This window comes from Mesorhizobium sp. ESP7-2 (assembly GCF_020164715.1).
In the GTDB taxonomy this organism is placed as follows: Bacteria; Pseudomonadota; Alphaproteobacteria; order Rhizobiales; family Rhizobiaceae; genus Mesorhizobium.
The window spans coordinates 1-26,080 of sequence record NZ_JAIUGQ010000002.1 but is presented as its reverse complement, the minus strand read 5'-3'; the positions used below and the strand labels follow the sequence as shown (position 1 = coordinate 26,080).

Annotated in this window: 12 protein-coding genes and 3 pseudogenes; 7 read left to right on the top strand and 8 right to left on the bottom strand. The window is 63.6% G+C overall.

What is annotated here, in order from left to right:
- Nucleotides 1–9: 9 nt before the first annotated feature.
- From LB543_RS02485 to LB543_RS02455, 7 genes are all read left to right on the top strand, one after another.
- Nucleotides 10–948: a sugar phosphate isomerase/epimerase family protein gene (locus tag LB543_RS02485; protein ID WP_224612889.1), complete on the top strand. Its 939-nt coding sequence runs from the start codon at nucleotides 10–12 to the stop codon at nucleotides 946–948.
- A gap of 252 nt (nucleotides 949–1,200) precedes the next feature.
- A complete protein-coding gene (locus LB543_RS02480) occupies nucleotides 1,201–2,127 on the top strand; it encodes an ArsR/SmtB family transcription factor (protein WP_224612887.1) in 927 nt (308 codons plus the stop codon).
- Nucleotides 2,128–2,310: 183 nt separating this feature from the next.
- Nucleotides 2,311–3,822, top strand: a complete 1,512-nt coding sequence (locus LB543_RS02475) for an alpha-N-arabinofuranosidase (RefSeq protein ID WP_224612885.1) — start codon at nucleotides 2,311–2,313, stop codon at nucleotides 3,820–3,822.
- 48 nt (nucleotides 3,823–3,870) lie between these two features.
- Nucleotides 3,871–4,962, top strand: coding sequence for an ABC transporter ATP-binding protein (locus tag LB543_RS02470; RefSeq protein WP_224612883.1), 1,092 nt, complete (start codon nucleotides 3,871–3,873; stop codon nucleotides 4,960–4,962).
- A 19-nt stretch (nucleotides 4,963–4,981) separates the two neighbouring features.
- The gene (locus LB543_RS02465) at nucleotides 4,982–5,899 is read left to right on the top strand and encodes a carbohydrate ABC transporter permease (RefSeq protein ID WP_224613127.1); all 918 of its coding nucleotides are present in this window, start codon (nucleotides 4,982–4,984) and stop codon (nucleotides 5,897–5,899) included.
- Nucleotides 5,896–6,741: a carbohydrate ABC transporter permease gene (locus tag LB543_RS02460; RefSeq protein WP_224596759.1), complete on the top strand. Its 846-nt coding sequence runs from the start codon at nucleotides 5,896–5,898 to the stop codon at nucleotides 6,739–6,741. The genes LB543_RS02465 and LB543_RS02460 overlap by 4 nt, the downstream gene beginning before the upstream one ends.
- A 101-nt stretch (nucleotides 6,742–6,842) precedes the next feature.
- Nucleotides 6,843–8,156 (top strand): ABC transporter substrate-binding protein, encoded by a 1,314-nt coding sequence (locus LB543_RS02455; protein ID WP_411908736.1) that lies wholly within the window; start codon nucleotides 6,843–6,845, stop codon nucleotides 8,154–8,156.
- Nucleotides 8,157–8,462: 306 nt separating this feature from the next.
- Here the strand turns inward: LB543_RS02455 and LB543_RS02450 are convergent.
- The 8 genes and pseudogenes from LB543_RS02450 to LB543_RS02395 form a co-directional block, all read right to left on the bottom strand.
- Nucleotides 8,463–8,570, bottom strand: a pseudogene (locus LB543_RS02450) (IS481 family transposase); the annotation flags it as partial.
- A 67-nt stretch (nucleotides 8,571–8,637) separates the two neighbouring features.
- Nucleotides 8,638–9,050: pseudogene (locus tag LB543_RS02445) on the bottom strand (helix-turn-helix domain-containing protein); the annotation flags it as partial.
- Between the two features lie 294 nt (nucleotides 9,051–9,344).
- Complete coding sequence (locus LB543_RS02440) at nucleotides 9,345–11,081, bottom strand: tetratricopeptide repeat protein (protein WP_224612879.1); 1,737 nt, start codon at nucleotides 11,079–11,081, stop codon at nucleotides 9,345–9,347.
- A gap of 29 nt (nucleotides 11,082–11,110) precedes the next feature.
- On the bottom strand, nucleotides 11,111–12,472 hold the full coding sequence (locus LB543_RS02435; RefSeq protein WP_181178798.1) for an HlyD family type I secretion periplasmic adaptor subunit: 1,362 nt from the start codon (nucleotides 12,470–12,472) through the stop codon (nucleotides 11,111–11,113).
- An 83-nt stretch (nucleotides 12,473–12,555) separates the two neighbouring features.
- Nucleotides 12,556–14,853: a peptidase domain-containing ABC transporter gene (locus tag LB543_RS02430; protein ID WP_224612877.1), complete on the bottom strand. Its 2,298-nt coding sequence runs from the start codon at nucleotides 14,851–14,853 to the stop codon at nucleotides 12,556–12,558.
- Nucleotides 14,854–15,058: 205 nt separating this feature from the next.
- The gene (locus tag LB543_RS34030) at nucleotides 15,059–23,590 is read right to left on the bottom strand and encodes a DUF4347 domain-containing protein (RefSeq protein ID WP_318012946.1); all 8,532 of its coding nucleotides are present in this window, start codon (nucleotides 23,588–23,590) and stop codon (nucleotides 15,059–15,061) included.
- Complete coding sequence (locus LB543_RS02400) at nucleotides 23,580–24,488, bottom strand: DUF4347 domain-containing protein (RefSeq protein ID WP_224612875.1); 909 nt, start codon at nucleotides 24,486–24,488, stop codon at nucleotides 23,580–23,582. The genes LB543_RS34030 and LB543_RS02400 overlap by 11 nt, the downstream gene beginning before the upstream one ends.
- A 593-nt stretch (nucleotides 24,489–25,081) precedes the next feature.
- Nucleotides 25,082–26,080 (bottom strand): annotated as a pseudogene (locus LB543_RS02395) (hypothetical protein); the annotation flags it as partial.

The window sequence follows — 26,080 nt, the reverse complement described above, 5'->3', positions numbered from 1 at the left end:
AGCTTCCAGATGAAGATCGGGATGATTACGGACAGCCTCGGCGACCTCTCATTCGACGAGATGCTGCGCGCCTCGGCCGAGCTTGGACTTCAGACATTGGAGTTCGCCTGCGGCAACTGGTCGTCGGCGCCCCATATCGACCTGCAGGCCATGCTGGCGAGCGCCGCCACGCGCAAGGAATTCGTTGCCAAGATCCGGGATCACGGACTGACCATTGCAGCGCTCAATTGCTCGGGCAATCCACTGCACCCGGGGCCGGAGGGGAAGGTCCACCATAACGTGACACAGGACACCATTCGGCTGGCCGGCCTGATGGAGATCGATCGTGTAGTCATGATGTCGGGCCTGCCGGGCGGACCAGGTGATGCAAACCCGAACTGGATCATCACCGATTGGCCGCCGGAATGCCTCAAGATCCAGCGCTATCAGTGGGAAGAGCGGATAATTCCCTACTGGCGCGACCTCGTGGCGTTTTCAAACAACCTCGGCATTCATAAACTATGCCTGGAACTGCATGGCCATCAGGCCGTGTACAATGTCCAGACATTGTTCAAGCTCCGGGACGCTGTCGGAGAAACGGTTGGCGCCAACTATGACCCTAGTCATCCGCTGTGGATGGGGGCGGACCCTATTGCCGCCATTCGCACGCTCGGCTCGGCCATCTACTATGTCCACGCCAAGGATACCCGGATTGAGCCAATCACCGCGGCCATCGACGGCACGCTCGATTCGCGCCCACCGAACCTCTATGCCGAACGAGCCTGGAATTACATCACGCTCGGATACGGTCACGGTGAGACCTGGTGGCGGCAGTTCTGTACCGCGCTCAAGCAGGTTGGCTACGACGATGTCTTGTCCATCGAGCACGAGGACGTGATGCTGACCCCGATGGAAGGTATGCGAAAATCCGTTGCGCTCCTGCGCAACGTCGCAATCAACCTTAAATAAAGCGGGGACTTGCCGAGGTTCGGGCTGAGAGAGCATCGCCCGACGATGAACTTGCGATCTCCGACGAGCTGAGCTTTGACGGCGTCCGAAGTGCCCGTGCCGAACCTGATCCTCCGGCGTGGCCCGCGCGCCCAACACTGCGCGGTTGCGATCAATTAAAGTGACTTGGAGTCGGTCAGCGCATTGATTAAATCAGATTCCAAGATATACACGACAATTTCGGATATAGATTTCATTTAGACTGGCCAATCGATGAGTCGCAATTTTCTGGTGATCGAACCTGAGGAAGGCATGGCCGTCCTCAAGGGGCTGGCCTCTTCGGCGCGCATCTCGATGCTGAAACTGCTGCATGAGAAAGGGCCGATGAATGTCAATGACATCGCCGCCCTGCTGTCGCTGCCGCAGTCGACGGTCTCGACCAATATACAGGTGCTCGAGGATGCTGGCCTGATCCGCACCGAGAACCAGAAGGCGAAGAAGGGCAGCCAAAAGATCTGCTATCCGACCGCTGAGGAAGTGCTAGTGGTCTTCAAGAGCGAGTATCGTTCGCTCAAGAACGACGCGATCGAAGTGTCGATGCCGATTGGGCTATACACTGGATTCGAGGTCACCGCGCCCTGCGGTCTCTGCTCGGCGGATGGGATTATTGGTCTCCTCGATGTGCCCAACACTTTCCTCGACCCAGACCGTATGAAGGCTGGTCTGGTGTGGTTCACGCGCGGCTTTGTCGAATACCAGTTTCCCAACAATGCCAAACTCGCCAATGCCGAGATTACCGAACTCGAACTGGTGACGGAGCTGTCCTCGGAAGTGCCTGGCACCAGCGCCGATTGGCCCTCCGACATTACGCTGACGATCAATGGCGTCGACGTCGGAACGTGGACGTCACCTGGCGATTTCGGCGACAAGCGCGGCGTCTTCACGCCCTCTTGGTGGAAGCTCAAGGGCTCGCAATATGGCAAGCTGAAGAACTGGCGAATTTCCACCGACGGCACCTATGTCGACGGTGTCAGGATTTCAGAAACCAGCCTCGCCGTCCTCGACCTCAAGGGTCATCATTCAATCCGGGTCCGTATTGGCGTCAAGGACGATGCCAAGCGTCCCGGCGGCATCAATATTTTCGGCAAGGGATTTGGAAATTACGATCAGGACATCCTGCTCAGGATCAAAACCGGTTGATATCATCAAATCGGGTCTCAAAAATAGCGCAGTGATTTCAATATATTGATTCCATTTACGACCGAGATTGTCAGTCAATTGTCAGACTTTTGGTGGTTTTTCGCTTGACGAATGGGTCCTGCTTCCCTTTGATATCGGATAAGGTGATGTAAATCATTATTTGTGATATTGAGGGAGGAATGCATGAAGGCAGCCATTACGGCGCATCCGCACTATGTTGTCTCGGAAATCGATCCGAGGCTCTACGGATCCTTTATCGAGCATCTGGGGCGGGCGGTCTACACCGGCATCTATGAGCCCGGCCATCCAACGGCAGATACCAATGGCATGCGTCAAGACGTCATCGATCTTGTCAGGGAACTCAGCGTTCCGATCGTCCGTTATCCCGGCGGCAATTTCGTGTCCGCTTACAATTGGGAGGATGGTGTCGGCCCCAAGGAAGAACGCCCGGTGCGCCTCGACCTCGCCTGGCACACGTCGGAAAGCAACGAAGTCGGCCTGCATGAATTTGCGAACTGGTGCGCGTCCGCCAACACCGAGATGATGCTTGCCGTCAATCTCGGCTCGCGTGGCCTCGATGAAGCACGCAACTTGCTTGAATACACCAATCATCCAGGCGGAAGTGAGTGGAGCGACAAGCGTATCGCCAACGGCCGCAAGGAGCCCTTCGACGTCAAGCTGTGGTGCCTCGGCAACGAAATGGACGGCCCCTGGCAGATCGGCCACAAGACCGCCGATGAGTATGGCCGCCTAGCCCATGAGACCGCCAAAGCCATGCGCGCTTTTTCCAAGTCGCTCGAACTGGTGGTCTGCGGCTCTTCGAATGCCAAGATGCCAACCTATCCTGAATGGGAGGCCACCGTTCTCGACCATACCTATAACGAGGTCGACTACATCTCGCTGCACATGTATTTCGACAACGAAGCCAATGACGCACCGAATTATCTCGCGATGAGCGAGAAGCTCGACGCCTACATCGTCTCGGTCGCCGGCGTCATCGACTATATCAAGGCCAAGAAGCGCTCCAGCAAGCAGGTCTACATCTCGTTCGACGAATGGAACGTCTGGTACCACTCCAAAGAGCAGGACAAGAAGATCCTCAGCGGCAATGACGGTTGGCCCTTCGCTCCACCATTGCTCGAAGACATCTACAATTTCGAGGACGTGCTGCAGGTTGGCCTGATCCTCAACACCTTCATCCGTCGTTCCGATGTGGTCAAGATCGCCTGCCTGGCGCAGCTGGTGAACGTGATCGCGCCGATCATGACCGTTCCGGATGGCCCAGCATGGCGCCAGACGATATTCTATCCCTATCTCTATGCCTCGATCTACGGACGTGGCAATGCGCTGGATCTTAAGCTGGACAGCCCGACCTACAAGTCCACCGTCGCGGGCGAGGTTTCCTGCGTCGACGTGGCCGGCGTGCATGACACCAAAACCGGCCATGTCACCTTCTTCGCCGTCAACCGGCATTCGAGCGAGGCGATCGAAACCGTGATCGACATCACCGGTTTCGGCGCGGCAGACATCGTTGATCACCAGGTGATAACGCACGTGGATTTGAAAGCCGTCAATTCGGCCGGGAATCCCGGCAACGTCGGCCCCAGGAAGGGGGAGGGCGCCTCAGTGGCTGGCGGCAGTCTGAGCCTATCGCTGCCGGCCTATTCCTACCAGATGATCCGCCTGAAACTCTGACCTCGGGCGAACCATCGAAAAGTGCATGCGCTGAGGAGGAGCGTCGACGTGACGGCCGAGATCGAAATCAGGAATGTGAGCAAGCATTTCGGTGCCATGACGGTGCTGGAGGATCTGTCGCTCTCCATCAAGGCACGCGAATTCATCGTGTTTCTCGGGCCGTCCGGATGCGGGAAATCGACGCTTCTGCGAATGATCGCAGGCCTCGAAACTGTTGATGGCGGGGAGATCGCCATCAACAACGAGCGTATCGATCATCTGCCGCCGGGCAAGCGCGGTATTGCCATGGTGTTCCAGTCCTATGCGCTTTATCCGCATATGAGCGTGCGCGACAACATGGCCTTCGGGCTTGAGAATATCGGCATGTCGCGCGAAGTCATTGACGCGCGGATCAACGAAGCCACCCGCATCCTCGAAATGGCGCACTTGCTCGAGCGCAAACCGGGTCAGCTCTCGGGCGGCCAGCGCCAGCGCGTCGCCATCGGCCGTGCGATCGTAAAGGAGCCGAAGGCGTTCCTGTTCGACGAGCCGCTCTCCAATCTCGATGCGGCTTTGCGGACCCGCACGCGCATCGAACTTGCCCAGCTTCACCAGCGCTTGCAATCAACAATGATCTTCGTCACCCACGACCAGGTCGAGGCGATGACGCTCGCCGACCGCATCGTCGTCATGAACAATCGCAGGATCGAGCAAATCGGCTCTCCCATGGAGATCTACGAGCGCCCCGCGACCAAATTCGTTGCAGGCTTCGTCGGCGCGCCGGCGATGAATTTTGTCGAGGCGACGCTCGACAGATCGGGTGCGAACGCCTCAGTCAGGTTGGCGGACGGGACGTCGGTTCAGACCGAGATCGCGTCCAGCCAGTTGACCGATCGCAAGCACAGCTTCGGCATCCGTTCGGAAGATGTCCGCATCGTTCCTGCAGGGCAGGGCAATACCGACGGGGTGGTCGATGTGCTCGAGCGGCTCGGCGAACGCACCTTGATCTACGCACGGCTGGGCGATGGCCAGCAGATCATCGGCTCCGATGTCGGCAACAGTCGTGTCGCTGTCGGCCACAAGGTCGGGCTAGCCTTCGATGGCCAGAAATCGCATCTGTTCAATGAGACAGGGCGCGCCTGGCACACGAGGGAGGCCTGACGTGGCCGATGGGTGGACGATGCCGCGGACCGCAACGCCGGCTGCCAGCGTCAGGGCCCCGAGCGTCGATATCTACGCGCCGCAATGGCGAAATTTCATTTTCGTCGCGCCATTCCTGTTCTTCTTCACGACGCTGCTCATCTTCCCGCTCCTCTGGGGGATGTGGCTGAGCTTCCACAAGGCCGACACTTTCTCGTCCGGAAATTTTGTCGGTCTTGGCAACTATATCAGGCTGTTTCACGACAAGGTGTTCCTGCAATCGGTCTGGAACACCTTCTACTTCGTGCTCCTGACGGTGCCGACGCTGGCGCTGATCGGCCTTTTCCTCGCGCTTTGCCTCAACCGCCGCACGCGCACTGCCGCTGTGCTGCGGACCCTGTTCTTTTCCTCCTCGGTGCTGTCGGTCACCATCGTCACACTGATCTGGCGCATCGTGTTCATTCCGAATGTCGGCCTGCTGTCGACGATCTACGGATGGTTTGGTGCCACCGCCCCAGCTTTCATTTCCGATCCAAGCCTTGCGATGATCGGTATCGCCGTTGCCACCGTCTGGTGGTGCATCGGTCTGCCGATGATGCTCTTTCTCTCGGCCTTGCAGCAGATACCGCAGGATATCTACGAAGCGGCGGCCCTCGACAATGCCAATCGCTGGCAGACCTTACGCTCGATCACGCTGCCGTCGATCAAACGCACTTTCGTCCTGGTGATCATCATCCAGATCGTGCTGCAATTCCAGCTGTTCGGCCAGGCCTGGCTGATGACGCGCGGCGGTCCCAACAACCTGACCAAGCCGATCGTGCTCTACATCTATGACACCGCATTCCGCCGCTGGGACCTGGGCATGGGTGCCGCGGCATCGGAAATCCTGTTCATCCTCATCCTGATCGCAGCCATGGCCCAGTACCTCGTCACACGCAACAAGACACACCAGGCATGAGTGCTCCAGCCTCCATCAAGGGACGGGCATTTGGCGACCGCGTGTTGTTGGCCCTCGTCATCCTGCTTTCGATCGTCATGATCGCCCCGGTTCTGTGGGTCATCGGCCTGTCGCTCAAGGAAAATGCCGAGCTGATGGCCGATCCGAATTCGGTGTTTCACGCGCCCTACACCCTCAAGAACTACCTCAACACCATTGGTACCTCGTCGGTATTCCTCTGGGTGGGCAACAGCATCATCGTCTCGGGCGGATTGACACTCGGCACGCTGGTTTTGTCATCGCTCGCCGGCTATGGTTTTGCACGGCTGAACTTCCCCGGCCGAAACATCCTGTTCGTGATCGTGCTCTTCGGTCTGGCGGTTCCGGAACAGGCCGTGCTTGTCGCCCGCCATCAGATCTTCAGCATACTGAAGTTCCACAACACCTATCACGGGCTCATTCTCCCCGGCCTGTCGGCTTCGTTCGGCGTCTTCCTGATGACCCAATATTTCAAGGCCATCCCGAAGGAGCTGGACGAAGCCGCCATGTTGGACAATGCCAGCCGGTTCAGGATTTTCTGGAAGGTGCTTTTGCCACTCACGGTGCCTGCACAGGCAACCCTCGGCATCTTCACCTTCCTTGGCGCATGGAACGACTATTTGTGGCCGCTGATCTCGGCAACCAAGAAGGACATGTACACGCTGACCGTCGGCATGGCTTCGACACAGACCAATTTCGCCCAGTCTGAAGGCATCGGCTTCCTGATGGCGCAGGCGGTGTTCGCCGGCGCGCCGATCCTCATCGTCTACCTCTTTTTCCAGAAATACATCGTTACGGCCGTCTCAGGCGCCGCGGTCCGATAACGAAATTGCCCGACGGCAGGGGAGTGCGCTGCGGCGACGGAAAGCATGAAGCCAATCCAGGGTGGAGAGGCGCAAACTCAGTAGGAGGAACTGATATGAAAATGCAGAAAATACTGTTTGCCGCGGTCTCCGCGGGGGTAATGCTGCTCGCCAGCCCGAGCCTTGCAGCGACGGAACTGACCGTGCAGCGCTTCTTCGGTGCCTGCGATGCCAATTTCGGCACCAACACCGATGTCGGCAAGGCCGTTGGCGAATGCGGCATCATCACGTCGCTGATCAACAAGTTCAACGCCGACAATCCCGATGTGCACGTCAATGTCACCACCGTGGAATGGCCGGGCTATGACCAGCTGACCGCACAGTTCGCTTCGGGCGATGCTCCAGACATCGTCACGATCCACGAATCCGCGCTGTCGGACTATCAGTCCAAGGGCCTGTTGATGCCGCTCGACGATCTCTTGAAGTCCATCGGCGTCACACCTGAAGCCTTCACGGACGCAGCGCGCAACGGCGCCACCAAAGACGGCAAGATCTACGGCTTGCCGATCGACAGCTGGACGATGCTCTATCACATCAATATGGATCTCTTCAAACAGGCTGGTCTCGTCAATGCCGACGGCACTCCGATGCTTCCGACATCGCCTGAGGAACTGCTCGCCCAGGCCGAACAGTTCAAACAGAAAACCGGCAAGCCCTACTTCGTTCAAAACCTGGCCAATGAGACGGCACTCTACACGCGCAATCTCTACACCTATCTCTTCCAGCAGGATTCCGACTTTTTTGCCGATCCGAAGCATGTGAAGCTCAATACGCCGGAAGCCAAGAAGGTCGTAGAGATGTACAAGGCGATCTTCGACAAGGGCTACACTACCAAGGACCTCGACTACGGCGGCGCTATCAACGCCTTCCTTGCCGGTGACGGTGGCGTTCAGCTCAACGGCACGTGGGTCGTCGGCGACAACAATGCCCAGTCCGAAACCAAGGGCACGGCGCTCAACAAGGGCGGCTACGCGGTCTACCCGTACCCGCAGCTGTTTGGCGGCGCCCATGCGCAATATGCCGATGGCCACACCTGGGCAGTCTCGCAGAAGGACCGCACGCCTGAACAGACCGCGGCCATCGGCAAGTTCCTGAAGTTCTTCGCCGACAACGACTTCGAATGGTCGCGCACCGGGCACCTGCCAGCATACAAGGCCATCATCACCTCGGACGCCTTCAAGGCACTGCCGCATCGCAACACGATTGCCGCCATCTCCGGTCTCGGCAGGCCGTTGCCGTCAGCGGTGCAGCGTCAGTTTGCGATCCAGGACATTGTCGGCGAAGAGATGAGCGCTGCAATCACCGGCCAGAAAGACGTCGACGCCGCGCTTGCGGACATGGAAAGCCGCGTCAACGAATTGCTTGCCAACATCTGACCACTGGTTTCCCGGGGAGTTGTCCCGACGCCCCCGCGGCTAGAAACAGTCGCGGGGGCTTTTTCTGTCAGATGACGAAGTGAGACCGTCGACCCTGTAAGGTACATGGGATATCGCGCTTTGACGCAACCACGGATGACGTTGAGCCTGTCGGATCCGAATGGAAATGACGCGGAGTACCCTGGATGTTCAGTCCCGGCATTTGCTGGAGCGGATTGAGTCCGAAACGTTCGGGTCATGTAGTCCACGCCCTGCAGATGAATTCATAGGCGTGAGGCCCTTGAGGGTTTTGAGCCTCCGGGCGAAGTTGTATGCGTAGCACTTGGCCAGCGCCCTCAAGCTCTCTTGACTATGTTGTATCGCTCGACGGACCGCCTCTGTCGTCGTGCCGCTCCCATGGAGAACCTGAGCCAGGCTGCCTCCTTTGATTCGGGAGACAAGAGTGCCCCATCAAAGCCTGGGATCAAACAGGCTTGCGGTCCCGATACTTCGTCCACTGCATGCGCCGTCGCGCGATATCGGGACGATCCTGCTCGACGGCGATCAGCGTCTTTTTTTGTGACTGAGCTTCTCGGCATGCACGAACTCCCACACCGAACGGTAGTCGACCCTCAGGCCACGCTCGCCAAGTTCGGCCACAAGGCCGCGCAAGGTGAAGTCCCTGTCGTGACAGCGTTCGATCAGCCAGTCGCGCCACGCTCCCGAGAGCTTCTTCGGTTTGTAGCCGCCGACCTGGCGAGGCGCAGCACTGCCAGTCTCTTCGACGCGCTTAAGCCACGCGATGGCCGCGCTGTAGCTGACGCCAAATCGAGCCGCCGCCGCGCGTCGCGGGAGCCCTTCCGTCTTGACCGCGGCTACAACCCGCTCGCGAAGGTCCATCGAATAGGCTGCCATCCATGCTGGCCTCCTCCCAGCATGCATGTTGAATCAGAACTGCGATGATTTGGGAATCCCACGACTCTTATAAATCTCATCCCGCTCTAGCGCGCTCGCCAGCTCTTATGATCTCTGCCCCATCGGGATGTAAGCCTTCGCCTTGGGGACCCGAAAGCCACGCTTGAAGCAAAAAGGGGAGGGACGGCCTCGTCCCCCATCAACGGGCAAGCACCTTCAAAGCCTTCTCGCTGATTTAAAGATCAACCAGACACAGCAAAGTCAGAGGACAAACATTTCGGCGAAATGGCCATTTTAGCGTGGAGAGGCGAACTCGGCGAGTTCGTCTGCCGCTTCACCGATACCGTGCGCGGCCGCGCGCTCGAGCCAAAGGCGAGCGGCAACCGGGTCGCGCTCCCCGGCGAGACCTTTCAAGAGATAACGTCCGAGCATGAGTTGGGCTTGGCTGTGCCCACGTCCGGCGGCGGCAGCGTACCATTTCTGCGCTGCTGTCTGGTCGACCGGCAGGCCGTGGCCGGCTCCGTACAGCGCGCCAAGCGCAAACATCGCCCCGGCGTGACCGTCGACGGCGGCCCGCTCAAACAGCTGCATTGCAGCCTCGGGCTCGGGCGCGCCTCCGCGCCCATTGAGTAGCATCTCGGCGAGCGCCACCCGGGCGTCGAGCACGCCGGCGTCGGCGGCCCGCGCAAACCACACGCGGGCCTGAGTTGGGTCGGCCGCCACGCCGCGTCCATCCTGGAGGAGGCGGGCATACATATATTGCGCCTCTGCGACGCCCTCGGCCGCGCGTCGCAGCCAGTGCGCCGCTTGCCCCTCGTTCTGGCGAACGCCGACGCCCTTGGCGAAACAGAGTCCAAGGTTGAATGCCGCGATGAGGTCGCCTGATGATGCGGCCGCCTCGAACCATCCGGCAACGCTTGCACCGTCGTCGGGCTCGCCGGCTCCTTTGAGGACAAGATTGGCGAGGTCGGTCTGTGCCTCCTGATTGCCGCCATTTGCAGAAGTGCGCAGCCAGCGTGCCCCTTCCTCGACGTCCTCGGCCACACCGTTTCCCGTCAAATAGAGCGAGGCCAAAGCGCGGGCGGCGGCCTGGTGGCCCGCTTCGGCCGCCCGCCGATACCAGTTCGCGGCTTCCGCAAAATCCGGTCGCTGCGTCTTCGCATAGCGATCGCCCAGGAGATAGGCTGCCTCGATATTGCCTGCCAAGGCGGCACGCCGCATCCACGCCTCTCCGGCAGCGACATCATGGTCGATGAGGCCACCATCGATCAACGCTAATCCCAACCGAAACTGGGCTGAAGGAAGGCCCTTTTCCGCTGCAGCCTGATAGAGTTGCGCAGCTGCAGCCATGTCGCGTTCCACGCCGAGCCCGTGCTCGCTAAGGACTGCGAGAAGATAGATTGCGGTCGGCAGGCCGGCGTCGGCCGCGCGTCTCACCTCGTCCGCAATCCTGGCCCTGTTCTCGCGCTTGCCGAGGCGAGCCAGCGACAAGGCAAAGCCCAGGCACCCTTCGGGGCAGCCGGCGGAAGCCGACTTCTCGTACCAGCGGTGTGCCGCATCGACATCGCGCATCGATGTGGGGCCGCTGGTAAGGATATAGCCGAGGATCGCCTGTCCCGTGGCCGAGCCTGCCTCGGCCGCCTTGGTGGCAAAGTCGAAAGCGGCCGTGAAGTCTGGTTTCCCCGAGGAATCAGGTTTGAACAAATGCCCGGATTCGGAGCCGCTGCCGTCAGCTTCCGCCGTCACCAGCCCGGTGACGTGGAGAGCGGCGAGGAGCGCCTGCGCATCGGCACTCCCATGGTTGGCTGCCCGAAGCAGCCATCGCGCGCCTTCCATGCGGCTCGGCGGCACACCCGAGCCTTCCAGATAGCACCGCGCGACCCGGTACTCGGCGTCGACAATCCCCGCGCGCGCCGCTACCGCCATCAGCGGAAAGGCTTCAGCGACCTTGCCGCTGTCAGACAGATGGATCGCCCGGCGTAACGATGCCGCCGGGCTGGCGAAACCAGTCAGCCGATCCAGGATTGTCATCGATCCGAGCCTTTGATTCCTCCGGTACTCTATGGCTCCCGCATCGCCTCCTGGCCGATCGGCAGCATCACACCGAGAATGTACTTGAGTATCGTGCGCCGGCCGACCTTGACGTCGGCGGTCACCGGCATGCCGGGGCTGACGGTGAACCCGGCGGGCACACCGTGGAGGGCGACCTGGTCGATGGAAATCCGCGTCCGATAGAACGGCTCGGCGTCGGAAGGCAGCATGGCCAGGGAGCTGTTCGGATCGCGCGCTTGCTCTTGCGCCGAGAAGGAGTCGGGGCTGAGTGCCCGCACAGTGCCATGGGCGAGGCCGTATTGCGAATAGGGGAAGGTGTCGAACTTGATGACCACCGGGTCGCCGACATGCACAAAACCGCTGCTCCTGCCAACGATGTTCGTCTCGATCTCGAGCGGCGCATCTTCTGGCACCAGCGTGATGAAGCGCTCGCCTGACTGCATGACCGAGCCGACGGAGACCTTTGCCACCGATTGAACGATGGCATCTGATTGGCTCCTCAACTCGACCAACTGGTTTCGAAGCTTTGCCTTGTTGAGGAGTTCGCGGGCGTCGGAGATCCGCGAGCTCGCTTCCGACAGGCTTTGCGAGACTTCACCCCGCCAGCCCTGAATGTAGCCGTCGCGCTCGGCGGCCACGCCTGCTTGCTGGCGCTTGGCGGCCTCGGCGGTCTGCTCGGCATTGCCGAGCGCCCGGGACATTTCCGCCCGGTTGTCCTCGGCCAGGAGCGTGTTGAGGCGGCTTCCCACCTGCCTTGCCTCGAGCTGCTTGCGCATCTGTTCGATCGAGTCGGCGACCGTGAGTCGCTGGCGATAGCCGTCGGCATCCGATTGCGATCGCGAAATCACCGAACTGAGTTCGTCACGTTGGCGTTCGAAACTCTCCACCTTGGCGTCGTAAACCGCCTTGCGGTGTTCGAATATCGACATCTGCAGGGTCCAGCTCGGATCGAGGCCGTTATAGGTGAATGCCTGCCCGCTGGCCTCCGCCTTCAACCGCGCCACCTCGGCTTCAAGCGTCGAAACCTGCATCGCCAGCGCCGCCAGGTCGGCTGAGGCAAAGGTCGCGTCGAGGCGGGCAAGCAACTGGCCGGCCTGGACGCGCTGTCCCTCCCGCACCTCGATCGAGCGAACAATCGCTGTATCCAGCGGTTGCACGACTATGTTGGGGGATTGCGATACCACCAGCCCTCTGGTCGTTACGACCTGATCGACCGGCATCAGCCCAGCCAGGGCGATCAGCGCGATGACCAGGCTGGAAACGATCCAGACGATGCCGCGCGCAGCCCGTGGAACAGGCGCGTTGGCGACAGCCGTCGACGGCCATTGGAACTCGAGTATGGCCGGCGTCGTCGGATCCCTCGTTTCCATCCGATGCCGCCGAGCGGGGAGGGCGGTGAGAGAGGTGCTACTCATGATTGCCAGACCTGATGCGAGTGAGCCGCGCGACATGGTCAAACCAACCGCGGCGGAACGGCGACCGGGCGGCCGTGGCGGCCGTCGAGGTGCCGGTTCTGCTGCGACCACAACTGGCGATAGAGCGCGCATCGTTCCAGCAGGGTCGCGTGCGGCGCGACGTCGAGAACCTTGCCCTGATCCATGACCAGTATGTTATCGCACTCGGTAAGCGAGGAGAGCCGGTGCGAAACGATGATCATCGTGCGCCCGCTGGCGATGCGCATGAGGTTGGCGCTGACCACCGCTTCGCTCTCCGGGTCGAGTGCGCTGGTCGCTTCGTCGAGGATGAGGATGGTCGGATCGTGGATGAGGGCGCGCGCGATTGCCAGCCGCTGCTTTTGACCGCCTGACAAATTGGGCGAACCTTCCTCGATGTAGGTGTCGTAGCCATTGGGCATGCGTTCGATGAATTCCTGGGCTCCGGCGAGGTGCGCCGCACGCATGGCATCGGAAAGCGTCAGGCCTGCGCGCCCGGCGATGATGTTGTCGCGGATCGATCCGCGGAACAGAAAGTTGTCTTGGAGGACCACGCCGAGCCCTTGGCGAAGATGGCGAAGGTTGATCTCCTTGAGGTCGACGCCATCGAGCTTGAGGAACCCGCTGTAGTCGCGGTTGATTCCTTGCAGGAGGCGCGCGATGGTCGACTTTCCCGAACCGCTGCGCCCGACAATGCCAAACATGCTGCCGGCGGGAATGTGGAAGCTGACCCGGTCGAGCGCCGGTGTCTTTGTCGCGATATAGCTGAAGGTCAGGTCGCTGAACGTGACCTCGCCGACGAGCCTGGGCCTGAGGCCGGTGGAATTCGAACTGCTCTCCAGCGGCCGGTTGAGAACCGACGCTGCCTCGCCGATCGCCGCACCGACCTCCTCGTAGTCTTCGACCAGTCGCGCCAAGCCGACCAGCGGCTGCGCTACACGCTGGGAGATCATCATGAAGGCGAACAGGCCGCCGACCATATAGCCCGAGCGGTCGTTCATCGCGAGATAGGCGCCGATCAGCATGGTGCCGAGCACCATCAAACGTTCGATAGGCGTGACCATGGTCTGTGGCCAGCTTGCCAGCTGTCCAAAGGCGAGACGCGCCTTTCCCGCTTCCGCCACCCGCTCGTCCCAGAGCGCCTTGCGCTGCGGCTCGAGGCCGAGCGCCTTCACCGTCTTGATGCCGACGACAGTTTCGCCGAGCGCCGCCGCCTTCCAGGTCTCTGCTTCGACCACCCTCTGGTATCTCCGGCGCAGCGGTCTGAGAAACGCAAGGATGATCAGCATGATCACGACCGCGCAGGTCAGCACGATCCAGGCGAGGCTAGCGTTGATATAGAACATGACCGGCACCAGCACGCAGAGCGTGATCATATCCAGGAACGTGCTGAGGAGCTTTCCGGTCAGGAATTCGCGGATACGATAGACTTGAGCCAAGTGATACATCGTCTCGCCAGCCGGATGGCGCTCGAAATAATCGAGCGGCAGGCGCAAGAGCCGGCTGAAGACGTGCAGCTGCAGCTTGGTGTCCAGACGCGCGCCGACGACATTGATGATCAGTCGCCGCGCATGGCCAAGGAGTGTCTCGTAGACGAAAACCACGGCGATCACCGCGGACAACAGCACCAGCGTCGAGATGCTGTTGAACTGCAGCACCTTGTTGACCACCGTCATGACAATGAGCGGCGGCAGGATGGTAAGGACGCTCAGCGTGAACGAGGCGATGGTGATATCGCGCAAGGCATGGCTTTCGAGACGCACCAGTTCAGCGAGCCAGCGAAGGGTGAAGGGGGCGTCCGCCGCGACATAGGACCGTGTGGCGCGCAGCAGCAGTGCCTCGCCCGTCCAAACCTGCGACAGCCGCAACTCGTCAATGGCGACGGCTTCACCATCGTCGGGTGCATCCGCACTTTTCAGGAAGACGACGTTTCGCTCGGCGCTCGCGCCGATAAGCAAAGCCGCGCCGCCATCGTTGAACAACAAGACGACTGGTCCGGCGTCCTGGAAGCGCAGAAGGTGGGACCAGCGTATGCGCACGGCGCGTGACCACATGCCGGCGTCCTGCGCCCACTGCGACAGATCGGCGGCGGCCGGAACCGCGCTCACGGCCTTGAATTCGTTGGGGTCAAGTTCGACGCCATGATAGCGGGCGGCCCGCAGCATCGCCTTGAGGCGTGGCCCGATCATGTCGCATTCGGCGGGACCGCCAGGAGTTTGCGCCGCCGGATCGGGACCGCTCGCCTGGTCGGCCGCGCCTTCGGTGCCGGCGCGGATCGAGACCGGCTGGATTTCCGGGTTCACGGTGATGTTCACCATGGACTTGCCTTCCGGTACGCGGGCGAACTCACCGATGCCCTGAGCAATTTGCCTCCGCCGAGGTCACCGTTCATCCCCCTTTTGTACTCCGAATTGATCCACAGCGCGACTCTCATGCCAATCCTTTTCGCGCGCGGATTTCGCATTGGCGCCGCCCGCGCGTCAGTCCTCAAATTTGGACCGTCTCCGTTGTCAACATTCCCGCTCACTCATGCGGCTTCAGAAGATCCTTCAGCGTCGTCTTGACGGTGTGGTCGTTGCTGGCATAGCCGGCGCCATGCTTGGTCTGGTCCGAGGTGAGATCGGTGCTCGCCCCAGACGGCTTGTTGTGGTCATTGCCAGATCCGCCGATCGTCTTGAGGACATTGAGCAGGTCTGTCGTCACCGTCGTGGCCGCAAGGCCGATCAGGCTGCGGAACGACGTATGACCGCCGGGGTCACTGCCCGTCGAACTCGACTGCAGGAATTGCGGCGAGTCCTTGAGCCCCAGCGTGCTGGCTGTGACCTTGGCGTTATTACCGCCATTTCCGTTGCCGGAATTGCCCTGTCCCTGGTGTGAGCTGTTGTCGGCATTGTTATGGTCGCCGGAATTACCAGGCGCGGGCTGTTCTCCGTTACCGTGGCCGTTGTTGGCATGACCAGTCTCACCACCACCCGAACCGGTTCCTCCGGTCGGCCCTGTCGGACCAGGCGAGCCTGTTGGACCGGTTGAGCCGGTCGCTCCGGTGCCTCCAGTCGAGCCGGTCGCTCCTGTCGAACCAGTTGCCCCGGTCGAGCCGGTCGCTCCGGTCGAGCCCCTCGAACCAGTTGCCCCGGTCGAACCAGTCGCTCCGGTCGAGCCAGTTGCACCTGTCGAGCCTGTTGCCCCGGTAGAGCCCGTGGCACCTGTCGAGCCGGTTGCTCCAGTAGAGCCTGTTGCTCCGGTCGAGCCGGTTGCTCCGGTCGAGCCAGTCGCTCCGGTCGAGCCGGTCGAGCCGGTCGCACCGGTCGAGCCAGTGGCACCAGTCGAACCCGTTGCACCTGTCGAACCCGTTGCTCCGGTCGAGCCGGTTGCTCCTGTGGAGCCTGTTGCTCCGGTCGAGCCCGTGGAACCAGTCGCTCCCGTTGCACCTGTCGAGCCAGTTGCTCCGGTAGAGCCAGTCGCTCCGGTCGAACCCGTTGCACCTGTCGAGCCAGTTGCTCCGGTAGAGCCAGTCGCTCCGGTCGAACCCGTGGCGCCGGTCGAGCCTGTTGCTCCAGTCGAGCCGGTCGCTCCGGTAGAGCCAGTGGCGCCTGTCGAGCCAGTGGCACCTGTCGAGCCGGTTGCGCCCTTCGGCCCGGTGTCGCCCCTCGGTCCGGTCGCTCCGGTTGCACCCTTCGGTCCGGTGTCGCCCTTTGGCCCGGTCGCTCCGGTCGAACCGGTTGCACCCTTCGGCCCGGTGTCGCCCTTTGGCCCGGTCGCTCCGGTCGAACCGGTTGCGCCCTTGGGTCCAGTATCGCCCTTGGGTCCAGTATCGCCCTTGGGTCCGGTATCGCCCTTCGGTCCAGTTGCGCCGGTCGAGCCTGTGGCACCAGTGGAGCCCGTTGCTCCGGTACCGCCGGTCGAGCCGGTCGCACCGGTCGAGCCAGTGGCTCCCGCCGCGCCTGTGGCTCCGGTAGAGCCTGTTGCGCCGGTGCTGCCAGTCGCGCCGGTTGCACCTGTGGCTCCAGTCGAGCCCGTCGCTCCGGTATCGCCCGTGGCCCCAGGCGAACCCGTAGCGCCCGTATCGCCGGTTGCACCAGTCGAGCCTGTGGCACCGGTTGAGCCTGTCGCCCCGGTATCGCCAGTCGCGCCAGTCGAACCAGTGGCCCCGGTATCGCCAGTGGCGCCGGTTGCTCCGGTCGACCCAGTCGCTCCCGTATCGCCAGTTGCCCCAGTCGCGCCTGTGGCACCAGTATTGCCGGTCGCGCCTGTTGCCCCGGTTGCTCCGGTCGAGCCAGTTGCACCCGTATCGCCGGTTGCTCCGGTCGAACCCGTGGCACCTGTTGCTCCGGTCGCACCTGTGGCGCCGGTTGCTCCAGTCGAACCTGTGGCTCCAGTAGCCCCGGTCGCACCTGTGGCTCCGGTGGCTCCAGTCGAGCCGGTGGCTCCCGTATCGCCAGTTGCGCCGGTCGCACCGGTATCGCCGGTTGCGCCTGTGGCACCCGTGTCGCCGGTCGCGCCTGTCGAACCCGTGGCGCCCGTATCGCCAGTTGCTCCAGTCGAACCTGTCGCTCCGGTATCGCCAGTGGCGCCGGTTGCTCCAGTCGAACCTGTGGCGCCCGTATCGCCGGTCGCACCCGTGGCTCCGGTTGCGCCAGTCGAGCCGGTGGCACCCGTATCGCCGGTGGCACCTGTGGCTCCAGTCGAACCTGTGGCGCCGGTATCGCCGGTCGCACCTGTGGCTCCGGTTGCTCCGGTCGAACCTGTGGCGCCCGTCTCACCGGTCGCCCCCGTGGCTCCAGTCGAACCCGTGGCTCCAGTATCGCCAGTTGCTCCAGTCGAGCCTGTCGCGCCGGTATCGCCGGTTGCTCCAGTTGCGCCAGTCGAACCTGTCGCTCCAGTATCGCCAGTGGCGCCGGTTGCTCCGGTCGAACCCGTGGCGCCGGTATCACCGGTCGCGCCAGTTGCACCCGTATCGCCGGTCGCGCCTGTGGCTCCAGTTGCTCCCGTCGATCCGGTGGCGCCGGTATCACCGGTCGCGCCTGTGGCACCAGTCGAACCCGTGGCACCCGTATCGCCAGTTGCTCCAGTCGATCCGGTTGCGCCGGTATCGCCGGTCGCGCCTGTGGCCCCGGTTGCTCCGGTCGAGCCAGTTGCACCCGTATCGCCGGTCGAACCCGTGGCGCCTGTATCGCCAGTTGCTCCTGTGGCTCCCGTCGCACCGGTGGCTCCGGTTGAACCTGTGTCGCCGGTGGCGCCGGTCGAGCCAGTAGCGCCAGTGTCGCCAGTTGCACCAGTAGATCCTGTGGCGCCGGTTGAACCCGTGGCGCCCGTATCACCGGTCGAGCCAGTGGCTCCGGTATCGCCCGTTGCCCCAGTCGAGCCTGTGGCACCAGTGTCGCCGTTCGCACCAGTCGAACCCGTGGCACCCGTATCGCCGGTGGCACCGGTTGCTCCGGTCGAGCCAGTTGCACCCGTGTCGCCAGTTGCACCAGTAGATCCTGTAGCCCCGGTCGCACCCGTATCGCCGGTCGCACCTGTGGCCCCGGTTGCTCCAGTTGAGCCCGTGGCACCAGTGTCGCCGGTTGCTCCTGTGGCTCCGGTTGCGCCAGTCGAGCCCGTGGCGCCGGTATCGCCGGTTGCGCCAGTGGCCCCGGTTGCACCGGTCGAACCCGTGGCACCGGTATCGCCGGTTGCGCCTGTGGCCCCGGTTGCTCCAGTCGAACCCGTAGCGCCAGTATCACCGGTCGCGCCGGTGGCACCTGTGGCTCCAGTCGAGCCAGTCGCTCCGGTATCGCCGGTCGCACCTGTGGCTCCAGTCGAACCTGTGGCGCCGGTATCGCCGGTTGCTCCGGTCGAGCCGGTTGCGCCAGTATCACCGGTCGCGCCTGTGGCTCCAGTCGAACCTGTGGCGCCGGTTGCACCGGTCGACCCAGTTGCACCCGTATCGCCAGTCGCACCAGTCGATCCGGTTGCGCCTGTATCGCCGGTCGCACCAGTCGAACCCGTGGCACCCGTATCGCCGGTGGCACCGGTTGCTCCGGTCGAGCCAGTTGCACCCGTATCGCCGGTCGCACCTGTGGCGCCTGTGGCGCCGGTTGCTCCAGTCGAACCCGTTGCCCCAGTCGAGCCAGCCGCTCCGGTATCGCCCGTTGCCCCAGTCGAACCTGTGGCTCCGGTCGCTCCAGTCGAGCCTGTAGCGCCAGTGTCGCCGGTTGCTCCGGTCGAACCCGTAGCGCCAGTATCACCGGTCGCGCCTGTGGCCCCAGTCGAACCTGTGGCTCCGGTCGCGCCTGTGGCTCCGGTAGCTCCGGTCGAACCCGTGGCACCGGTATCGCCGGTGGCACCTGTGGCGCCCGTTGATCCGGTCGAACCGGTATCGCCGGTCGCGCCGGTTGCTCCAGTCGAACCTGTGGCGCCGGTATCGCCGGTCGCACCTGTGGCTCCGGTATCGCCGGTCGCGCCTGTGGCACCTGTTGCTCCGGTCGCACCTGTGGCACCCGTGTCGCCGGTCGCACCCGTGGCGCCGGTATCGCCAGTGGCTCCCGTCGAGCCGGTTGCGCCTGTATCGCCGGTTGCGCCTGTTGCGCCAGTCGCTCCGGTATCGCCGGTTGCACCTGTGGCTCCGGTTGCTCCAGTCGAACCCGTGGCGCCGGTATCGCCGGTTGCTCCGGTCGCGCCAGTTGCACCCGTATCACCGGTCGCGCCTGTGGCGCCCGTTGCTCCGGTCGCACCCGTGGCGCCGGTATCGCCGGTTGCTCCGGTCGACCCAGTTGCACCCGTATCACCGGTCGCGCCTGTGGCTCCGGTTGCTCCAGTCGAACCCGTAGCGCCAGTATCACCGGTCGCGCCTGTGGCTCCAGTCGAGCCTGTGGCGCCGGTATCGCCGGTCGCACCTGTGGCTCCAGTCGAACCCGCAGCGCCGGTATCACCGGTTGCGCCTGTGGCTCCGGTTGCCCCAGTCGAACCCGTGGCGCCGGTATCGCCGGTTGCTCCGGTCGAGCCAGTTGCACCCGTATCGCCGGTGGCACCTGTGGCTCCAGTCGAACCCGTGGCGCCGGTATCGCCGGTCGCACCTGTGGCTCCGGTGGCACCCGTATCGCCGGTGGCACCTGTGGCTCCAGTCGAACCCGTGGCGCCCGTATCGCCAGTTGCTCCAGTCGAGCCTGTCGCGCCGGTATCGCCAGTGGCGCCGGTTGCTCCGGTCGAACCCGTCGCGCCCGTGTCGCCGGTCGCACCTGTGGCTCCGGTTGCCCCAGTTGAGCCCGTGGAGCCTGTTTCGCCAGTTGCACCTGTGGCTCCGGTCGAACCCGTGGCGCCTGTATCGCCGGTCGCACCTGTGGCTCCGGTTGCTCCGGTCGAACCCGTGGCACCCGTGTCGCCGGTCGCGCCGGTGGCGCCGGTTGCTCCAGTCGAACCCCTGGCACCCGTATCGCCAGTCGCGCCTGTGGCTCCGGTCGCTCCAGTCGAGCCTGTGGCGCCCGTGTCGCCGGTCGCACCGGTCGAACCCGTCGCGCCCGTATCACCGGTCGCGCCTGTGGCTCCAGTTGCGCCAGTCGAACCCGTGGCGCCGGTATCGCCAGTCGCGCCTGTGGCTCCGGTTGCTCCAGTCGAACCCGTAGCGCCAGTATCACCGGTCGCGCCTGTGGCTCCGGTTGCCCCAGTCGAACCCGTGGCGCCGGTGTCGCCGGTTGCACCTGTGGCTCCAGTCGAACCCGTGGCACCCGTATCGCCAGTTGCTCCAGTCGAGCCTGTCGCGCCGGTATTGCCAGTGGCGCCGGTTGCTCCCGTCGATCCGGTTGCGCCCGTATCGCCGGTCGCACCCGTGGCTCCGGTTGCCCCAGTTGAGCCCGTGGAGCCTGTTTCGCCAGTTGCTCCTGTGGCTCCGGTTGCTCCGGTCGAGCCCGTAGCTCCAGTCGAGCCAGTCGCTCCGGTTGCGCCAGTCGAACCTGTGGCGCCCGTATCGCCGGTCGCACCTGTGGCTCCAGTCGAACCCGTAGCGCCGGTATCACCGGTTGCGCCTGTGGCTCCGGTTGCCCCAGTCGAACCCGTGGCGCCGGTATCGCCGGTCGCGCCTGTGGCACCGGTTGCTCCAGTCGAACCCGTGGCACCCGTATCGCCGGTCGCACCTGTGGCTCCGGTTGCTCCAGTCGAGCCCGTGGCACCGGTGTCGCCAGTTGCACCTGTGGCACCTGTTGCCCCGGTCGAACCCGTGGCTCCGGTATCGCCAGTCGCACCTGTGGCTCCAGTTGCTCCAGTCGAGCCCGTCGCTCCGGTATCGCCGGTGGCCCCGGTTGCTCCAGTCGAACCTGTGGCGCCGGTATCGCCGGTCGCACCTGTGGCTCCGGTTGCACCGGTCGAGCCTGTGGCACCCGTATCGCCAGTTGCTCCGGTCGAGCCCGTGGCGCCTGTATCGCCAGTCGCGCCTGTGGCACCTGTCGCTCCAGTCGACCCCGTGGCACCAGTGTCGCCGGTTGCTCCGGTCGAACCCGTAGCGCCAGTATCACCGGTCGAGCCTGTGGCACCCGTATCGCCAGTTGCGCCCGTGTCGCCGGTCGCGCCTGTGGCGCCAGTGGCTCCGGTATCACCGGTCGAGCCCGTGGCTCCGGTTGCTCCGGTCGAACCTGTGGCGCCTGTATCGCCAGTTGCGCCTGTGGCTCCCGTCGCACCGGTGGCTCCGGTTGAACCTGTGTCGCCGGTAGCGCCGGTCGAGCCAGTGGCGCCAGTGTCGCCAGTTGCACCAGTAGATCCTGTAGCGCCGGTTGATCCGGTTGCGCCCGTATCGCCGGTCGCACCTGTGGCTCCAGTCGAACCCGTAGCGCCGGTATCACCGGTTGCGCCTGTGGCTCCGGTTGCCCCAGTCGAACCCGTGGCGCCGGTATCGCCGGTTGCTCCGGTCGAGCCAGTTGCACCCGTATCGCCGGTCGCACCTGTGGCGCCGGTTGCTCCAGTCGAACCCGTTGCCCCAGTTGAGCCCGTAGAGCCTGTTTCGCCTGTGGCGCCGGTTGCTCCGGTCGAACCCGTCGCGCCGGTGTCGCCAGTCGCACCTGTGGCGCCGGTTGCTCCAGTCGAACCCGTCGCGCCGGTGTCGCCGGTCGCACCTGTGGCTCCGGTCGCTCCGGTCGAACCCGTGGCACCGGTATCGCCTGTGGCACCTGTTGCTCCGGTCGAACCCGTGGCGCCCGTATTACCGGTCGCACCTGTGGCTCCGGTTGCGCCAGTCGAACCTGTGGCGCCCGTGTCGCCGGTCGCGCCTGTGGCTCCGGTAGAACCCGTAGCGCCCGTATCGCCAGTTGCGCCTGTAGTTCCGGTCGAACCCGTTGCACCTGTATCTCCGGTCGCTCCGGTCGAACCCGTGGCACCCGTATCGCCAGTCGCGCCTGTGGCTCCAGTCGAGCCTGTGGCACCGGTATCGCCGGTTGCACCGGTGGCTCCAGTTGCTCCGGTCGAACCCGTGGCGCCCGTGTCGCCGGTCGAACCTGTGGCTCCAGTTGCTCCGGTCGAACCCGTGGCGCCCGTGTCGCCGGTCGAACCTGTGGCGCCGGTTGCTCCAGTCGAACCTGTGGCGCCGGTATCGCCGATCGCGCCTGTGGCGCCTGTGGCACCAGTCGAACCCGTGGCACCCGTATCGCCAGTTGCGCCCGTGTCGCCGGTCGCGCCTGTGGCTCCGGTTGCTCCGGTTGCTCCGGTTGCTCCGGTCGAGCCCGTCGCACCCGTATCGCCGGTCGCGCCTGTTGCTCCGGTTGCCCCAGTCGAGCCTGTGGCACCAGTGTCGCCGGTCGCACCAGTCGAACCCGTGGCGCCCGTATCGCCAGTCGCACCTGTGGCTCCGGTTGCCCCAGTTGAGCCCGTGTCGCCGGTCGCGCCGGTTGCTCCAGTCGAGCCAGTCGCTCCGGTAGCGCCGGTCGCACCTGTTGCTCCGGTCGAACCCGTAGCTCCGGTTGAGCCAGTCGCGCCGGTCGAACCTGTGGCGCCCGTTGAACCCGTGGCGCCGGTTGAGCCTGTGGCCCCGGTCGAACCCGTGGCCCCGGTCGAACCTGTGGCGCCCGTTGAACCTGTGGCGCCGGTCGAACCAGTCGCGCCAGTTGAACCCGTGGCGCCGGTTGAGCCTGTGGCGCCGGTCGCACCCGTGGCGCCCGTTGAACCTGTGGCTCCGGTTGAGCCAGTCGCGCCGGCCGCACCCGTATCGCCGGTCGCGCCCGTGGGGCCGGTGGGACCGACTCCGCCAGACGCCGGAGTGGCTACCAGCACAATGTTCGAGGAACCCTGGCCACCCGGACCACTGTTGCCACCGCCGTTGATGCCAGAAGAATCGACAACATAAATATCAAACTGGCCAGAAAGAGGAGTTGCGGTCGTATTTAAGTTGTATGTGCCAGATGGCAACGTTACGGAGACGTTGAAGCTTGGCCCAGTAGAAACGTTCCAACTCTGTGTCTCGCCAATAATAACTAAGTTACCCGAGCTATCTTTCGTTACAATGTAATATATCTGGTTTGCGGCAGTATTAGAGACGTCAAGGCTCCCAGTGAGCGAGACATTTGTCTCGCCGGTGAGAACAAGAGCCAACACCCCCGCGTACGCCTCTACTCCCGTCGGCGTCAGCGGCGGCTCAGGGGTGGGTCCGCTTACTCGCAGCGCCAGCTCCCAAGTGCCGCCGAGCGCGGCCGCGCCGACGCGCCCTGTAGCCCCGCGGATGTCGACGCCAACAGCGTCAGAAAGCGCGTCGAGAAAGGCCTCGCCAGCATCTCCCTGAGCGGTGTCGCAGCACCACAGGCGCACCTCGCCGTCCGCAGAAAGGGCGTGGCCAATAGCGGCAAGGTAGCCGCTGTCGTGCGCGAGCGTGGCAGCGGACCAGGGTCCGTCGCTGAAACCCACGTGCCCGGGCGCGCCGTGGGCGATGACGTGCACTGCCGCCAGACCGCTTCGGTAGGCGAGGGCCTCGGCCATCTGCAGCGCCGCCGGGCGGCCGGTCTCAAGCAATACCGGATCGACGTCGGGCCTCAGGCCGGCGGTGATAGTCTCGATGTCGCTTACAGCAGGATCAATGAAAAGGACTTCCGACTTAGGCATCATGACGAGCCTCCCGGGTGTCCTTACCGCCGACGCTGAACTGAGATTTTTCTGAGATCGTGAAGTTGGCAGGTATGAATTTGCCGCTCTCGTCCACTCTGCCGGCCACATAAGTTTCGTTTGCGCTGGGTACGGTGACCGTGATCGAAAACCTCGGAATGTTGGCGTGGCCAGGCAACGAGAAGCTAGCTACGACGCGCTTGTCTGTTGAACTAACGACGACATAGGTGACGTTTTCTGCCGCATCGTAAGGCACATCACCAGAAACGATCCGATGAACGCCGGCCAACAGCCCGGCATAAGCCTCCAAGCCTCGGCCAGTCAGCGGCGGTTGCGGCGGCATTCGCGCCCGAATAGCGAGCTCCCAGCTTCCGCCAAGGGCCGCAGAGCCGACGGGCTTCGTGGCGGCCCGGACGTCCACGCCCACAGCGCGGGCGAGCGCTCCGACGAAGGTCCGGCCGGCCTGGCCCTGGCCCGCATAACAGCTCCACACCATAAGTACGTTGTCCTCGCCCAGCGCCCGCCCGATCGCCGCCAAATCCTCGGCGTCTCCCTCCAGCGTCTGCGCCGACCACTCGCCGGCCGCGAAGCTCACTCGCCCCGGCGCGCCGTGCGCGATGATGTGCATGGCGTCGAGCTCGTCGCGGCCTTCGAGCGCCAGCGCTATCTGGCGCGCTGCCGGGCGCCGGGCGTCGAGCACGATCGCCTCAACCCGTGGCCTCAGGTTGGCGAGGATCGTGCCGAGATCGGGTACGGAGGGATCGACAAAAAGGAGTTCGGAGGGCGCATCGGTCCGCGCCTTCGGGCGATCAGTCGCAGCGTCCGGCAGCGGCCGGGGCCCGTCGAACCGCGGGAATGCACCAATGCCCCCACGGGGCACACGCGACGACGCTTGACTCACAGCCACCCACTCCCATCACCCGTGCCGCCGATGTTTCGACGGCAACTCGCGAGTGAACTCCGGAATGGGAAACTGTCTGCCTTCCGCCGAGGACAGACATAGACGCGACATGTCACGATGCGCCTTGTAGACGCACCTTCTTCATGCGCGAAATTGCCTTGCTACCCAGATCCCTGCCCAACCCGCCTGCACAGATCTTGCGGCCACCGGCCGTGCGATCCGCGGGCATCCGCCCATACCCATACATTAGTAAATTCGAAAATTAGGGATTTGTAAACTATTAAGTAGGGAATTGGTAAATTGCCCAAAACGAGGCAGCAGACCTCGGTCAATATTTGAGGGTCGGACTCGCGCAAATTGTTCCTGAAAATCGAAGACTTGCCGGCTTCCTTTCAGTTGCTGCGAATGCTGCGAATTACCGCCATGGCCGGCCGCGGAGCTTGCTGAAGTGCCAGCTGGCGCTGACCATGATCGGCGATCCAGGCGCCGCAGGGCGACTGCCGGAGCCGACAAGGAAGAATAATCAGCGCGCGGGCTTCCAGCGAAGCCCGCGCGCTCGTTCTCGACCTGGACCAGCCGGGTCCATTCGCCGCTCACTCATGCGGCTTCAAGAGATCCTTCAGGGATGTCTTGACGGTGTGGTCGTTGCTGGCGTAGCCGGCGCCAGGCTTGGTCTGGTCCGAGGTGAGATCCGTGCTCGCCCCAGACGGTTTGTTATGGTCGTTGCCAGATCCGCCGATCGTCTTGAGGACATTGAGCAGGTCTGTCGTCACCGTCGTGGCCGCAAGCCCGATCAGGTTGCGGAACGACGCATGACCGCCGGGGTCACTGCCGGTCGAACTCGACTGCAGGAATTGCGGCGAGTCCTTCAGCCCCAGCGTGCTGGCCGTGACGTTGGCGTTGTGGCCGCCATTTCCGTTGCCGGAGTTGCCCTGTCCCTGGTGCGAGCCGTTGTCGGCATTGTTATGGTCGCCGGAATTACCAGGCGCGGGCTGTTCTCCGTTACCGTGGCCGTTATTGGCATGACCAGTCTCACCACCACCCGAACCGGTTCCTCCGGTCGGCCCTGTCGGACCTTGCGAGCCTGTTGCACCAGTCGCACCAGTCGAGCCGGTCGCTCCGGTAGAGCCAGTCGCTCCGGTCGAGCCTGTGGCACCGGTGGCACCAGTCGAGCCAGTCGCTCCGGTCGCGCCGGTCGAACCAGTTGCTCCGGTCGCGCCGGTCGCTCCGGTAGAGCCAGTCGCTCCGGTCGAGCCTGTGGCACCGGTGGCACCAGTCGAGCCAGTCGCTCCGGTCGCGCCGGTCGAACCAGTTGCTCCGGTCGCGCCGGTTGCTCCGGTCGCGCCGGTTGCTCCGGTAGAGCCGGTTGCTCCGGTAGAGCCAGTCGCTCCGGTTGCGCCGGTATCGCCAGTGGCACCAGTCGCTCCGGTCGCCCCGGTGTCGCCAGTCGCTCCGGTTGCGCCGGTCGCGCCGGTTGCGCCGGTTGCACCGGTCGAACCAGTCGCTCCGGTCGCCCCGGTGTCGCCAGTCGCTCCGGTTGCGCCGGTCGAGCCTGTGGCACCGGTAGAGCCAGTCGCTCCGGTATCACCCGT